Source organism: Streptomyces sp. B5E4 (assembly GCF_039871555.1).
Taxonomy (GTDB): Bacteria; Actinomycetota; Actinomycetes; order Streptomycetales; family Streptomycetaceae; genus Streptomyces.
The window spans coordinates 196,524-209,346 of the sequence record NZ_JBDPMI010000002.1; the positions used below are offsets into that span (position 1 = coordinate 196,524).

General features: G+C 75.3%; 11 protein-coding genes and 1 pseudogene. 4 read left to right on the forward strand and 8 right to left on the reverse strand.

Features of this window, described 5'->3' with window-relative positions:
* The first annotated feature begins 50 nt into the window (after positions 1-50).
* Entirely contained in the window at positions 51-3,437 is a 3,387-nt protein-coding gene (locus ABGA99_RS03445) for a S8 family serine peptidase (protein WP_347582129.1), read from the forward strand.
* A gap of 119 nt (positions 3,438-3,556) precedes the next feature.
* Positions 3,557-4,423, forward strand: a complete 867-nt coding sequence (locus ABGA99_RS03450) for an alpha/beta hydrolase (protein WP_347582130.1) — start codon at positions 3,557-3,559, stop codon at positions 4,421-4,423.
* Here the strand turns inward: ABGA99_RS03450 and ABGA99_RS03455 are convergent.
* Positions 4,397-5,049, reverse strand: a pseudogene (locus ABGA99_RS03455) (TetR/AcrR family transcriptional regulator). The gene ABGA99_RS03450 and the pseudogene ABGA99_RS03455 sit on opposite strands and share 27 nt — an antisense overlap.
* A 135-nt stretch (positions 5,050-5,184) precedes the next feature.
* Between ABGA99_RS03455 and ABGA99_RS03460 the strand changes: the two are divergent.
* Positions 5,185-5,313, forward strand: coding sequence for a hypothetical protein (locus ABGA99_RS03460; RefSeq protein ID WP_347576912.1), 129 nt, complete (start codon positions 5,185-5,187; stop codon positions 5,311-5,313).
* Complete coding sequence (locus ABGA99_RS03465; protein ID WP_347582131.1) at positions 5,310-5,822, forward strand: hypothetical protein; 513 nt, start codon at positions 5,310-5,312, stop codon at positions 5,820-5,822. The genes ABGA99_RS03460 and ABGA99_RS03465 overlap by 4 nt, the downstream gene beginning before the upstream one ends.
* A gap of 7 nt (positions 5,823-5,829) precedes the next feature.
* On the opposite strand, the gene ABGA99_RS03470 is transcribed toward ABGA99_RS03465, so the two are convergent.
* From ABGA99_RS03470 to ABGA99_RS03500, 7 genes are all read right to left on the reverse strand, one after another.
* Positions 5,830-6,645, reverse strand: a complete 816-nt coding sequence (locus tag ABGA99_RS03470; protein ID WP_347576914.1) for an APH(3') family aminoglycoside O-phosphotransferase — start codon at positions 6,643-6,645, stop codon at positions 5,830-5,832.
* Positions 6,642-6,995, reverse strand: a complete 354-nt coding sequence (locus ABGA99_RS03475; protein WP_347576915.1) for a VOC family protein — start codon at positions 6,993-6,995, stop codon at positions 6,642-6,644. Before ABGA99_RS03475 ends, ABGA99_RS03470 begins: the two co-directional genes overlap by 4 nt.
* Positions 6,996-7,068: 73 nt before the next feature.
* Positions 7,069-8,370 (reverse strand): DUF1343 domain-containing protein, encoded by a 1,302-nt coding sequence (locus ABGA99_RS03480; RefSeq protein WP_347576916.1) that lies wholly within the window; start codon positions 8,368-8,370, stop codon positions 7,069-7,071.
* Positions 8,371-8,466: 96 nt separating this feature from the next.
* Complete coding sequence (locus ABGA99_RS03485) at positions 8,467-9,102, reverse strand: lactate utilization protein C (RefSeq protein ID WP_347576917.1); 636 nt, start codon at positions 9,100-9,102, stop codon at positions 8,467-8,469.
* Positions 9,103-9,154: 52 nt separating this feature from the next.
* The gene (locus ABGA99_RS03490) at positions 9,155-10,618 is read right to left on the reverse strand and encodes a lactate utilization protein B (RefSeq protein ID WP_347577037.1); all 1,464 of its coding nucleotides are present in this window, start codon (positions 10,616-10,618) and stop codon (positions 9,155-9,157) included.
* 32 nt (positions 10,619-10,650) lie between these two features.
* Positions 10,651-11,367 carry a (Fe-S)-binding protein gene (locus ABGA99_RS03495; RefSeq protein WP_347576918.1) on the reverse strand — a complete coding sequence of 239 codons (717 nt, stop codon included), beginning with the start codon at positions 11,365-11,367 and terminating at the stop codon, positions 10,651-10,653.
* Positions 11,346-12,764 (reverse strand): rhamnulokinase family protein, encoded by a 1,419-nt coding sequence (locus ABGA99_RS03500; protein ID WP_347582221.1) that lies wholly within the window; start codon positions 12,762-12,764, stop codon positions 11,346-11,348. Before ABGA99_RS03500 ends, ABGA99_RS03495 begins: the two co-directional genes overlap by 22 nt.
* Positions 12,765-12,823 lie beyond the last annotated feature (59 nt).

A 12,823-nucleotide genomic window follows, 5' to 3' on the forward strand; every position in this document is an offset into this window, starting at 1 on the left:
CCACGAAGATTCGTTCCGCGGCGCAGGTCCGCCGGGGTAAGACCGGGATCATGTCCTCCCGACGGCTCCATCAGCACGTCCGCGCTGCCCTGACAGCCCTCCTCCTCGGCGGGCTGACGCTCCCGGCCCTGTCGGCCACGCCGGCTACCGCCGGCCCCCTGCCCCTCGCCGCACCGCCCGCGGGCGGCGCCGGCGCCTCCGCCACGGTCACCCTCGTCACCGGCGACGAGGTCACCCTCGACGCCTCCGCAGCGGACGGTCCCCCAGCCGTCTCCGTCACCCCGCGGTCCGGCTCCGCGGGGACCCGCTCCTTCACCACCCTGCGGGACGGCGACGACGTCTACGTCGTCCCGGACGCCGCCGCCGGTCTCGTCCCCGACGTGCTCGACCTCGAACTCTTCAACGTCACGGCCCTCGTCGCGATGGGCTACGACGACGCCTCCACCGACGCGCTCCCGCTCATCGTGCAGGGCCCCCGCCCGCTGGCCGCGGCCGGCGAGGCGGCCCGCGAGGACGCCCTGCCGCTGCCGGCCCTCGACGCCGTCGCCGTCGAGCTGCCCAAGAAGCGCGCCGGCACCTTCGCCGCGGCCCTTGACCGCCCGGCGGGTCCGGCCGCGGCCGGGGTGCGCCGGGTGTGGCTGGACCGCAGCCTGGAGGCCGCGGAGCTCGACGGCAACCTGAGCCAGATCGGCGCCCCCGAGGTGTGGGACGGCGGGCTGAGCGGCGCCGGTGTGGACGTCGCCGTGCTCGACTCCGGCGTCGACGCCGACCACCCCGACCTGCGCGGCAAGGTCGCCGACGCCGCCGACTTCACCGGGGAGGGCACCACCGAGGACCGCAACGGCCACGGCACCCATGTCGCCTCCCTCGTCGCGGGCAGCGGCGCCGCGTCCGGCGGCGCCCGCAAGGGCGTCGCCTACGACGCCCGGCTGCTGTCCGGCCGGGTCCTCGACGGCGAGGGCCAGGGCCGGGCGTCCTGGGTCATCGCCGGCATGCAGTGGGCCACCGCGCAGGGTGCCGACGTGGTCAACCTCAGCCTCGGCGGCACCGCGCCCGAGTACCCCGAGAACGACCCCGTCGCCCGCGCGCTCGACAGCCTGGCTGCCGACACCGGCACCCTCTTCGTCGTCGCCGCGGGCAACTCCGGCCCGTACTCCGGCACCATCGGCACCCCCGGCGTCGCGGAGAACGCGCTGACCGTGGGCGCCGTGGGCGCCGACGGCGGTGCGCCCCGGTTCACCAGCGTCGGCCCGACGACCGGCGCGTTCCTCTCCAAGCCCGACCTGACCGCCCCCGGTGTCGCCGTCACCGGCGCCCGCGCGGGCGGCGGTACGGCCGATCCGTACACGGAGATGAGCGGCACCTCGCAGGCCACGCCGCACGTCGCCGGCGCCGCCGCGCTGCTGCTGCAGAAGCACCCCGACTGGGACTGGCGGCGGCTGAAGACCGCCCTCATGACCACCGCGGACGGCGACGCCGCGGAGCCCCGGCCGCACACGGCCGGCGCCGGCGTCCTCGACCTTCCCGGGGCCGCCGGCGAGACGCTGCAACTCGACCGCGGCAACGTCGACTTCGGCTACCTGCGCTACCCCGGAGGCGGCAGCCCCGCGTCGATCGAGCTGACCCTGACCAACCACGGCACCGAGCCCCGCGCCCTCTCCCTCACCGACCTCGCCACCGAGCGCGCCGGCGCCCCCCTCGCCGACGACGCCGTGACCGTGACGCCCGCCGCCGTGACCGTCGCGCCCGGCGCCACCGAGCGGGTGACGGTCACGCTGACGCCCGAGGGCGTCGCGCCCGGCGTCTACTCCGGCGCCGTCGTCCTCACCGAGAGCGGGCACGACACCGTCACCCTGCCGCTCAGCTTCTACCTCGAACCGCCACGGCACGACGTGGACCTGACCGTCCTGGACCGGAACGGCCGGCCCTGGGCGGGCGGCAGCCTGTGGGTGCTCAACATGCAGGAGACGTACCCGGAGACCGGCGGCGGCTTCCGCACCGTCCACCTCGACGAGAACGGCCGCGCCAAGGCCCGCATGCTGCCCGGGCCGTTGTCGATGCTGGCCAAGGTGGAGACGCCCGAGGCGGACGGCGAGCCCGCCAGCGTGGCCTTCGCCGGCTCGCCCGAGGTCATGCTCGACGGCGACATCGCGTACACCATCGACGCCCGCAAGGCGCTGCCGCTGCGCCCGGCGACCGTGGAGGGCGCCGACACCGAGGTGCGGCACGCCTCCGTCCACTACGCCCGCCACGACGAGTCCGGCACCGGCGGGATGGACGAGGGGATCTACGCCTCCGGCGAGGAGATCGAGCAGGGGCGGGTCTTCCTCCAGCCCACCGAGCCGGTACGGCACGGCACCGCGGCGTTCGCGACCCGCTGGCGGCTGGCGGCCGACGGCAAGCCCCGCGCGCGGCAGGCCGACCTGTACGAGCTGGTCCTCGGCCGCGCCAGGACGATCCCCGACCCGCCGCGCTACCGCGTCACCCGCGCCGAGGCCCGCCGACTGGCGCGCGTCGAGGCCGACTACCGCTCGCTGCACGGCCGCGAGGACACGTACACCGAATCGCGCGAGGCACGCCCCGACGGCATTCACACCGCCGTGGTCTTCGAGTACCCGCTCGACGTGCCGCAGCGCCGCGTCGAGATGGTCACCGCGCGGCCGGACGTCAAGTGGCGCCACTGCGTGCTGGGCCCCGAGCCTGCACTCCCGCGGCTGTGCGCGCCCACGTTGCCGTTCGAGCCGGGGGAGAGCGCGGATCCGGTCTGGTTCGGCGCCCCGGCCCCGGCGGTCATCGCCGGGCTGCACTACGGCGACCAGCTCGACCTGCCGGTGTCGCTGAGCGACGGCGAACACCAGGGTTCGGTATGGAACATGGCAAGCGCCGGGAACGAGAGCCTGCGGCTCTTCCGCGACGGCACCGAGATCCCGGCCCGCCCCGGAACCAGCTTCTTCCCCGTCACGCCGGAGCCCGCCACGTACCGGCTGGAACACACCTCCCGCCCCGACCGCGAGGCGCTGCCCATCGGCAGCCGGACGCGCACGAGCTGGACCTTCCCGGCCCGCGGCCCGGCGGATCCGCTGGTGGGGCAGGAGCGGGTGCGGCTGCTGGGCGTCGACTACGCGCCCCGCACCGACCGCGACGGCGCCGTCCCCGCGCACCGGCCGCTCACGGTCGGCCTGCGGCTGACGTCCACCGCGGGTCCGGAGGACGCGATCAGGACCGAGCGCGGCAGCGTGCGGTTCTGGGCCTCCACCGACGGCGGCGAGCGCTGGCACGAGGCGCTGGTGCTCCCGGGCCGGGACGGTGAAGTGACCGCGCTGGTGCCGGGGGTGCGGCCGCGCCCGGGCCAGGAGGTCTCCGTCCGGGTACGCGGTACGGCCGCGGAGGGCCGGGCGATCGAGCAGACGATCCTCGACGCCTACCGCGCCGGCTGAGCCGCCGCGCCGGCCCCGGCGGACTGCCGCCGGGGCCGGCGCGCGTGCGCCTGCCGTCATCCCACGGACCGCAGGTTCCGGCGCCAAAACTAAGCGAACGGTCGTGCTATCTTCTATCCATGAAGCCTGTCGTCACCGCGCTCGTAGGCAAGGTCCTCAACGCCACCGCCGCCGTCTCCCCGGGTCTCGCGGGCCGCGGCGCCCTCGTCCTGTACCGCCATCCGCGCGCCGACCGCGCCTTCGACGACGCCGAACGCCGGCTGCTCGCGGGTGCGTTCACGGGCAGCCTCACCGTGGCCGGCAAGAACGTCGTCACGTACTGCTGGGGCGACGGCGAGCGGCCCGTGCTGCTCGTCCACGGCTGGCGCTCGCGGGCCGCGCACTTCGCGCCGTACATCGCCGCGCTGCGCGCCGCCGGCTACACGCCCGTCGCCTTCGACGCCCCCGCCCACGGCGCCTCCGAGGGGCGCCGCACCACCGTGCTGGAGTACCGCGAGATCATCGCGCGGCTGTACGAGGAGCACGGCAGGTTCGAGGCCGTCGTCGCCCACTCCCTCGGCGGCTCCGCCGCCTTCCTCGCGCTGCGCGGCGCCGCCGCGGCGGACCGGCTGGTGGTGATCTCCGGCGTCGCCGACTTCGACCACGTCGTCGACGTGTTCTGCGCCGGCCTCGGCCTCGGGCCCCGGGTGAAGGCCGCGCTGCGGCGGCGCGTCGAGATCGACATGTTCCCCGGCGAGCACGACCTGTGGCGGCGCTTCGACGTCACGTACCGGCCGGCCCAGATCACGCTCCCGATCCTGCTCGTCCACGACGAGAAGGACCGCATGGTCGCGGCCGCGCAGGCGGACAAGACCGCCGCGGCCTACGGCGAGCAGGTCAGCCGGCACCGCACCAGCGGCCTCGGGCACCGCCGGATCCTGGCGGACCCGGGCGTGGTGCGCACGGCGCTGGAGTTCGTCTCAGCCGGGGAGCGCGTCCGGGACTGAGTCCGGCTCCGCGGCCACCGCGCGCAGCCGCGCCACGACGGCGGAGGCGGCCAGGTCGTACGCGTCCTGCGCGCCGTGCAGCAGCGACAGCAGGTTGGCGTGTTCCAGCAGCGCGATCAGCTCGAACGCGAGCAGGCCCGGGCCGGTGTCCTGCCGCAGCTCGCCGGTGGCGCGGGCCTCTCCTCGACGGTCCGCTCCACGTACGCCGCCCAGTCGCGGTGCGCCGCGGCCACCGCGTCGTGCACGGCGCCGCTGCGGGAGGCGAACTCCGCCGCCGCGCCGTAGAAGAAGCAGCCGCCGGGGAAGACGCGCTCGCGCGAGTAGCGCAGCCAGTGGGAGCAGAGCGACAGCAGCCTGCCGACCCCCGGCGGCTGGTCCTGCACGGGCCCGACCACCGTCTTGGCGAACACCGCGCCCGCCGCCCGTACCGTCGCGAGCTGCAACTCCTCCTTGGAGCCGAAGAGCGCGAAGACACCGCTCTTGCTCAGCCCCAGCTCGCTCGCGATCCGGCCCAGCGACAGGCCCTCCAGGCCCTCCACCGAGGCGATGTCCATCGTCCGCTGCAGCACGAGCCGGCGCGTCTGATTGCCGCGCTCGACCCGCCCGTCCACCCGCGTACCGGCCACCCAGCTCGCCTCCTTTACCTACCCGCCAGTCTACTGACCAGCGCCGTACCCGCGGCCGGCCGCGAGGTCCCGGGCCGCGCACCGGTCGCCGCCTGCCCGGGGCCGTTGTCGGCGGCGGGCGGCACACTGGTCGGCATGGGTGTGACGCGAACCGCGATCGAGGAGCTGACGGGGCTGTGGTTCTCCAGCGGCGACGAGGACGGGCCGATACCCACGCGCGCGGTCCGGCCCCGCGCGAGCGGACGCCGCGGGGTCCGCGGTTGATCCTGGCCGGCGCCGTCGTGGCCGGCCTGCTGCTGGTCAGCGGGGTGTGGGCGGTGCTCGGGGACTCGCGGCGCAGCCCGGGCGTGCCGGTCCCGGGTGCCGACCTGGTGCACTTCGAGTCCGGTCACGGCTACGAGCCGGTGCGTACGGTGCTGCGCTCGCGCGCGGACGTCGCCGCCTTCGCGAAGCGCTACCCGGCGGCGGCGAAGGGCGCCGAGGGCGCCGGGGCCCCCGGCGGGCCGGCCCGGCGGGACTTCGGGACCGAGGCGCTGGTCGCCTTCGCCTGGAGCACCGGGTGCACCCGCGCCGACTCCGCAGATCTGCGCAGCTCCCAGAAGCAGGGCCTGTTCGCGGTGCCCGCCGACACCACGGCGTACCGGAAGTGCGCGGAGCCCTTCGACGCGCTCGCCGTGTTCGCGGTGCCGCGGGAGTGGGTGCCGCACGACGTCGAGCTGGCCGGTGAGGGGCCGGAGCCGCCCGCGCCCACCGAGGCGCCGGACGAGCCGTGACGGTCCGTCAGAAGAACTCGTCCAGCAGGGTGTAGAACGCCGTCCGCGCCGGGTCGACACGCACGTCACCCCCGCCGGCCGCACGGTACGTCCGCAAGAACAGCTCGGCGGCCGCCGGGCCGTGCTGCGGGTTCAGGTCCTCGTCCGTGAAGCTGCGGACGGCCAGGGCGAGGTCCTGGTGCCGGTCGGCGACGCCGAGGCGACCCAGGTCGATGACGCCGGAGACCTCCAGCGTCGCCGGGTCGACCAGCACGTTCGGCGCGCACAGGTCGCCGTGGCAGACGACCAGGTCCTCGGCGGCGGGCCGGGTGCGCTCCAGCTCGGCGAACAGGTCGGCGGCGCTCCGGCCCCGCCGGTCGTCGTCGAAGTCCTCCTCGTCGACGAGCCCCGCGGCGACCGCCGCACCCGCCAGCGGCACCGTCACCGACAGGTCCCGGGCGAACGGGCAGCCGGCGACGGGCAGTTCGTGCAGCCGGCGGGTGAACCGGGCCAGCGCCTCGACGGCCCCGGCCCGCAGGTCCGCGGGCCACGGCTCGGCGAGCGACCGCCCGGGGCGCGCCTGCGTCACCAGCCACGTGGTCCCGTCCGCCGCCCCGACGTCGACCACCTCGGGTGCGGGCAGCCCCTGTGTCCGCAGCCAGCGGGTGCACGCCGCCTCGTGCCGCAGATCGGCCCCGGCCTCGGGGTGCCCGCCGGAGGCCGCCGCGGTCTTCACGAACAGCTCGCCGGGTCCGCTGAGCCGCCACACGCCCGCGCCCGACATGCCGTCGGTCACCGGCTGCCAGTCGTAGGCGGCGTAGCGGGCCCGCAGTTCGGCCGTCACCGCTCCTCTTCGAAGACGCAGAACTCGTTGCCCTCGGGGTCGGCCATGACGTGCCACTCGATCTCGTCGTCGCGCCGGCGGAGCAGCGTCGCGCCCAGCGCCTCCATCTCCTTCGGCACACCCCACACGTCGAGGTGCATCCGGTTCTTGACCGTCTTCTCCTCCGGGACCGGGTTGATCCAGATCAGCGGGCCGTGCCCGGCCGGGTCGTGGATGGGCACCGGCCACTCGGGGGGCCACTCCTCGCTGGTGTCCTGCCGGCGGGCGTAGCCCAGGGCGGTGCACCACCAATCGGCGAGCGCCTGGTGGTCCCGGGCGTCCAGCGCGAGGTCCTTGAAGCGTGCGGGCATGCGGGCGATCCTAACCCGCGGGCCGCCGGCCGCCGGGGCCCCGCCGCGGCGCGGCCCCGGGGCGTGGCGCAGGTCAGCGGTAGAGCAGGTAGCGCCGGCGGCGTCGGGTGAAGTCGGCCAGTTCGTCCTTCCAGGCGGCCACGACCTCGGCCACGTCCCGCCCCTCGTCGATCATCGTGCGCATCCGCGGCGAGCCCGACAGCTTGTCGATCCAGAAGGGCCGCTGCGGGTCCCAGCTGTCCTGCCGCCAGGCGAACTCCGGGTAGCGGGCGGCCTCGACGAGCATCGCCACCGCGGCCGTCACCGGCTCGTAGCGGCGCCGGTCGGCGACGTGCACCTGCACGCCCGCGCACGTCGCGCCCACGTGCTTGCCGAACGTCGGTACGAAGTACGCCTCGCGGAACTCCACCCCGGGCAGCCCGCGGGCGTTGAGCCGGTCGCTGTAGTGGTAGTCCAGGTACGGCGCGCCGATCCACTCGAACGGGCGCGTGGTGCCGCGGCCTTCGGAGAGGTTGGTGCCCTCGAAGAAGCAGGTGCCCGCGTACGCCAGCGCCGTGTCGGCGGTGGGCATGTTCGGGGAGGGCGGCACCCAGGGCAGGTCGCCGTCCTGCGCGTACGACTCGGGGTCCCAGCCCCGTACCCGTACGACCTCCAGCTCCACCCGGCCGCCGGCGCCCTCGTCGGGCAGCAGTTCGCCGTTGAAGTAGCGGGCCAGCTCGCCGACCGTCATGCCGTGCTGCTGGACGATCGGCTTCAGGCCCACGCCCGAGGTGAAGCCCGGGGTCATCATCGCGCCGTCGGCGCGACGCCCGATCGGGTTGGGGCGGTCGAGCACGACGAAGGCGGCGCCGGTCTCGCGGGCGGCGACCATCGCGTTGTACATGGTCCAGATGTAGGTGTAGAAGCGTGCGCCGACGTCCTGGATGTCGAAGACGACGGTGTCCGCGCCGGCCTTGGCGAAGAGCTCGGCCATCTTCGCGGCGTTCGCGCCGTACGCGTCGTAGACGGTCAGGCCGGTGCGCGGGTCGATGGTCTCCGGCTCGGCCTCCCCGGCCTGCGCGCTGCCGCGAAAGCCGTGTTCGGGGCCGAAGACGCCGGCGATGTCGAGGGTGCCGGAGGCGTGCATGGAGTCGACGACGTGGCGGGTGTCGCGCAGGACGCCGGTCGGGTTGCTGACGATGCCCAGCCGGCGGCCGCGCAGCATGGACCAGTCCTGTGCGGCGGCGGCGTCGGCGCCGGTCAGCAGCGCGGCGGGGCGCCCGCCCGCGCGGGCGCGGGCGGCGGCCGGTGCGGCACCGGCGAGCAGGGGGACGGCCGCGCCGGCGGCGGTGCCCGTCAGGAGCGTACGGCGGGACGGTGCGGAAGGTCTCGGCATGGCGGAGAAGCTAACCGACCGCGGGGGAGGGGAACAGGGTCCCGGCCCGTCGCCAGTGGTGTACAGCTCTGGTGGCGGGGGGCGACTGAGGGCGCGTCAGCCCGTGGCGAGCACGACCTCCAGCGTCCGCGGCCCGTGCACGCCCTCCACCCGGTCCAGCTCGATGTCGCTGGTCGCCGAGGGGCCCGAGATCCACGTCTGCGGCCGGGCCGGATCCAGCCGCTCCATGGCCTGCGGCAGCGAGTCCACCACCTGCTCGGGGACCCGCACCACGCACACGTGGTGGTCCGGGATCAGCGTGATCCGCCGCCGGCCCTGCCCGGGCCCGGCGTCCAGCACGAGGGTGCCCGTCTCCGCGACGGCCAGCGCGCAGCCCGTCAGGACGCTGTCGACCGTGTCCAGGTCCCGGGCGGTGCTCGCGGCCCGGTCGGGGACGGACGTGGCGTCGACCGCTGCGGTCCAGGCGGCCGGCAGCCCGTCCGGGACGAGCAGGGTGCGGGTGCCGCGCGCGGCGAACAGCCGCGCCAGCAGCGCCGGCAGCCCTTCGGCGTCCGTACGGTGCACCAGGGCGCGGTAGTCGGCGAGGTTCTCCGCGAGCAGGTCCGCGGACTCGGCGGGGGAGCGGTCGCCGTGCACGCGCAGGTAGTCGCGTGGCACCGCCCGCTCCGGTGCGCCCGCGGCGTCGCGGGTGGCGGCCCGTACCCGCGCGAGGATCGTCTCCCTGCTGCTCACCGCGTGCTCCTCCCGATCCGCCGCCCGCGACCGGCCCGTACGGTACGGCCCTTCACGATCCCGCTCCGCGGGTGCGCTTCCACCACGCGCGGAACGACTCCTCCGGCACCGGCGGCAGGTCCCGCGTCGCCGACCACGCCTTCCCCGGCCCCGGCAGCCGGCGCGGATGCAGCCGCCGGGTGCCGGTCGTGGCGCGCAGCGCCGCGCCGTAGGCGCGCGGGTGGTCCATCGTCCAGCGCGCCGCGCGCATCGCGGCCCGCTCCGCGGCGTGTCCCTTCGCCGGCTTGATCACGGCCTTCGTTCCGCGCACCGTGTACGCGCCGCCCTCGGCGACCCGGGTGCGCAGGTGCACCAGCACCTCGGGGATGTCGATGGCGACCGGACACACTTCGTAGCACGCGCCGCAGAGCGTCGAGGCATACGGCAGCGAGGCGTCCAGCGCGCTTGCCGTGCCGCGCAGTTGGGGGGTGAGGATCGCCCCGATCGGGCCCGGGTAGGCGGAGCCGTAGGCGTGCCCGCCGGCGCGCTCGTAGACCGGGCAGACGTTGAGACACGCCGAGCATCTGATGCACCGCAGCGCCTGGCGTCCCACCTGGTCGGACAGCGTGTCGGTGCGTCCGTTGTCCAGCAGCACGAGGTGGAAGTCGCGCGGTCCGTCGCCCGCGGCGGGGCCGGTCCAGGTGCTCGTGTACGGGTTCATCCGCTCGGCGGTCGAGGAGCGCGGCAGCAGTTGGAGGAAGACCTCCAGATCCCGCCAGGTCGGCACGATCTTCTCGATGCCGACCACGGAGATCAGCGTCTCCGGCAGCGTCAGGCACATCCGGCCGTTGCCCTCGGACTCCAGCACCACCATCGTGCCGGTCTCGGCGACCATGAAGTTCGCGCCGGAGACGGCCACCCTGGCGCGGAGGAACTTCTCGCGGAGGTGCAGCCGCGCCGCCTCGGCCAGTTCGGCGGGCCTGTCGCCGAGCCCGGCGGGCGCGGGGCGGCCCCAGTCGGCCATGCGGTCGCGGAAGATGTCGCGGATCTCACCGCGGTTCTTGTGGATGGCGGGGACCAGGATGTGCGACGGCAGGTCGTCGCCGAGCTGCACGATCAGCTCGGCGAGGTCCGTCTCGTACGCCCGGATGCCGGCCGCAGCCAGCGCCTCGTTCAGCCCGATCTCCTGCGTGGCCATCGACTTGACCTTGACGACCTCGTCGGCGCCGGTCTCCCGGACCAGCCGGGTGACGATCGCGTTGGCCTCCGCGGCGTCCACGGCCCAGTGCACGTGCCCGCCCGCGGCGGTCACCGCCGCCTCCAACTGCTCCAGATAGCGGTCCAGGTGGCGCAGCGTGTCGTCCTTGATGGCGGCGCCCGCGGCGCGCAGCCGGTCCCAGTCGGCGAGTTCGGCGACGGCCGCGGCGCGCTTGCCGCGGATGGTGTGCGTCGCGTGGGTGAGGTTGCCGCGCAGGGTGGCGTCGGCGGTGGCGGCGGCGGCGGACTGCGGGAAGGCCGCCGGGCGGGTACGCGGCATGCCCAGGAACGTACGGGCCTCGCGGGTCTCGCTCACCAGACGTCCCCTTCCGTGCTCGCCAGGATCTCCGCGATGTGCACCGGCCGGACCGGCGAGCCGCGGCGCGCCAGCGTGCCGCCGATGTGCATCAGGCAGGAGTTGTCCGCCGCGCATACCGCCTGCGCGCCCGACTCCTCCACGTGCCGCGCCTTGTCGGCGCCCATCGCCGCCGAGACCGCCGGGTTCTTCAGCGCGAACGTACCGCCGAACCCGCAGCACTCGTCCGCGCCCTCCAGCTCGCGCAGCGTCAGCCCCTTCACCCGTTCCAGCAGTTGCTGCGGCCGGTCGCCCAGACCCAGCACGCGCAGGCCGTGACAGGTCGGATGATAGGTGACCGTGTGCGGGTAGTACGCGCCGACATCGGTCACCTGGAGGACGTCCGTGAGGAACTCCGTCAGCTCGTACGTGCGCGGTGCGACGGCCGCCGCGGCGGGCTCGTCGAGCCGCGGGTAGTTGTCGCGGACCATCGCCGCGCACGAGCCGGACGGCGAGACCACGTACTCGTAGTCCGCGAAGACGTCCGCGTAGCGGCGGGCGAGGGGCTCCGTCTCGCGCCGGTAGCCCGTGTTGAACTGGGCTTGTCCGCAGCAGGACTGCGCGAGCGGGAAGTCGACCGTCACCCCCAGCCGCTCCAGCAGGGTCACGACCGCGCGCCCGGTGTGCGGGTAGAGCGTGTCGTTGACACACGTCACGAAGAGCGCAACGCGCATTCCGCTTCCTCCCAGGCCGATCCGTCGCCGCCGGGTTCATACTCCCGCAGTGGCTGCGTTCTGTGAAGCAGAGATCGGAGGTCTGAAAGGGTGCCGTCGATCACGCCGGCCGCCCGCGCCTGGACGAGGACGTTGCCGAGCGCCGCCGCCTCCACCGGTCCCGCCACCACCGGCAGCCCGCAGGCGTCCGCCGTCAGCCGGCACAGCAGCCCGTTGCGCGCGCCTCCGCCGACGACGTGCACCACGCGTACCGTACGGCCGGAGAGCCGCCGCGCGTCGGCCACCGCGCGCCGGTGCGCGAGGGCGAGGGAGTCCAGCACGCAGCGCACGGTCTCCGCCGCGGACCGCGGCTCCGGCCGCCCCGCCCGGCGGCACGCCGCCGCGATCCGCTCCGGCATCCGGCCCGGGGCGAGGAACGCCGGATCGCCGGCGTCCACGTACGAGCGCAGCGGGGGCGCCGCGGCGGCGCCGGCGAGCAGCGCGTCCAGCTCGTAGGTGTGCCCCTCGGCGTCCCAGGCGCGCAGGCACTCCTGGAGCAGCCACAGGCCCATGATGTTGCGGAGGTAGCGGACGGTGCCGTCCACGCCCAGCTCGTTGGTGAAGTTGGCGGCGCGGCTCTCCTCGGTGAGCACCGGTGCGGCGAGTTCGACTCCCGCCAGCGACCAGGTGCCGGTGGCGATGTACGCGAAGTCCGCGTCCCGCGCCGGCACGCCGACGACCGCCGAGGCGGTGTCGTGCGAGCCGACCGCGGTCACCGGCACCGGACCGGTCAGGCCCGTCTCCTCCAGCACCGCGGGCAGCAGTTCGCCCGCCGGGTCGCCGGGGCGGCGCAGCGGCGGGAAGAGCCCGAGGTCGACACCCGCGGCCTCGGCGACCCGGCGCGAGAACGCGCCGGTGCGCGGGTCGACCAGCGCCGTGGTGGAGGCGTTGGTCAGCTCCGTGCCGGCCTCGCCGGTCAGCCAGTACGCGACGAGGTCGGGGACGAGCAGCAGTTGCCGCGCCGCGGCCAGCGCGGGGGTGCCGCGGGCCGCGAGGAGCTGGTACACGGTGTTGAACGGCAGGTGTTGCAGGCCCGTCGCCCGGTACAGCTCCGCCGCGGGCAGCACCGCGGCCAGCTTCTCCGCCATGCCCTCGGTGCGGGTGTCGCGGTAGTGCACCGGGTTGCCGATCAGCGCGCCGGAGGCGTCGAGCAGGCCGTAGTCGACGGCCCAGGAGTCGACGCCCACCCCGGCGAGCCGGCCCCCCGACCGCCGGCCCGCCGCGCGCAGGCCGTCCAGTACGCCCGCGTAGAGCGCCAGGACGTCCCAGTGCAGCGTGCCGGCCAGCCGGACGGGGCGGTTGGGGAACCGGTGCACCTCCTCGATGTGCAGTTCGCCGCCGCCCGCCCGGCCGAGCATCACGCGCCCGCTGGCGGCGCCGAGGTCGACGGCCGCGAACGGCAGCGAGTTCCCGCCGG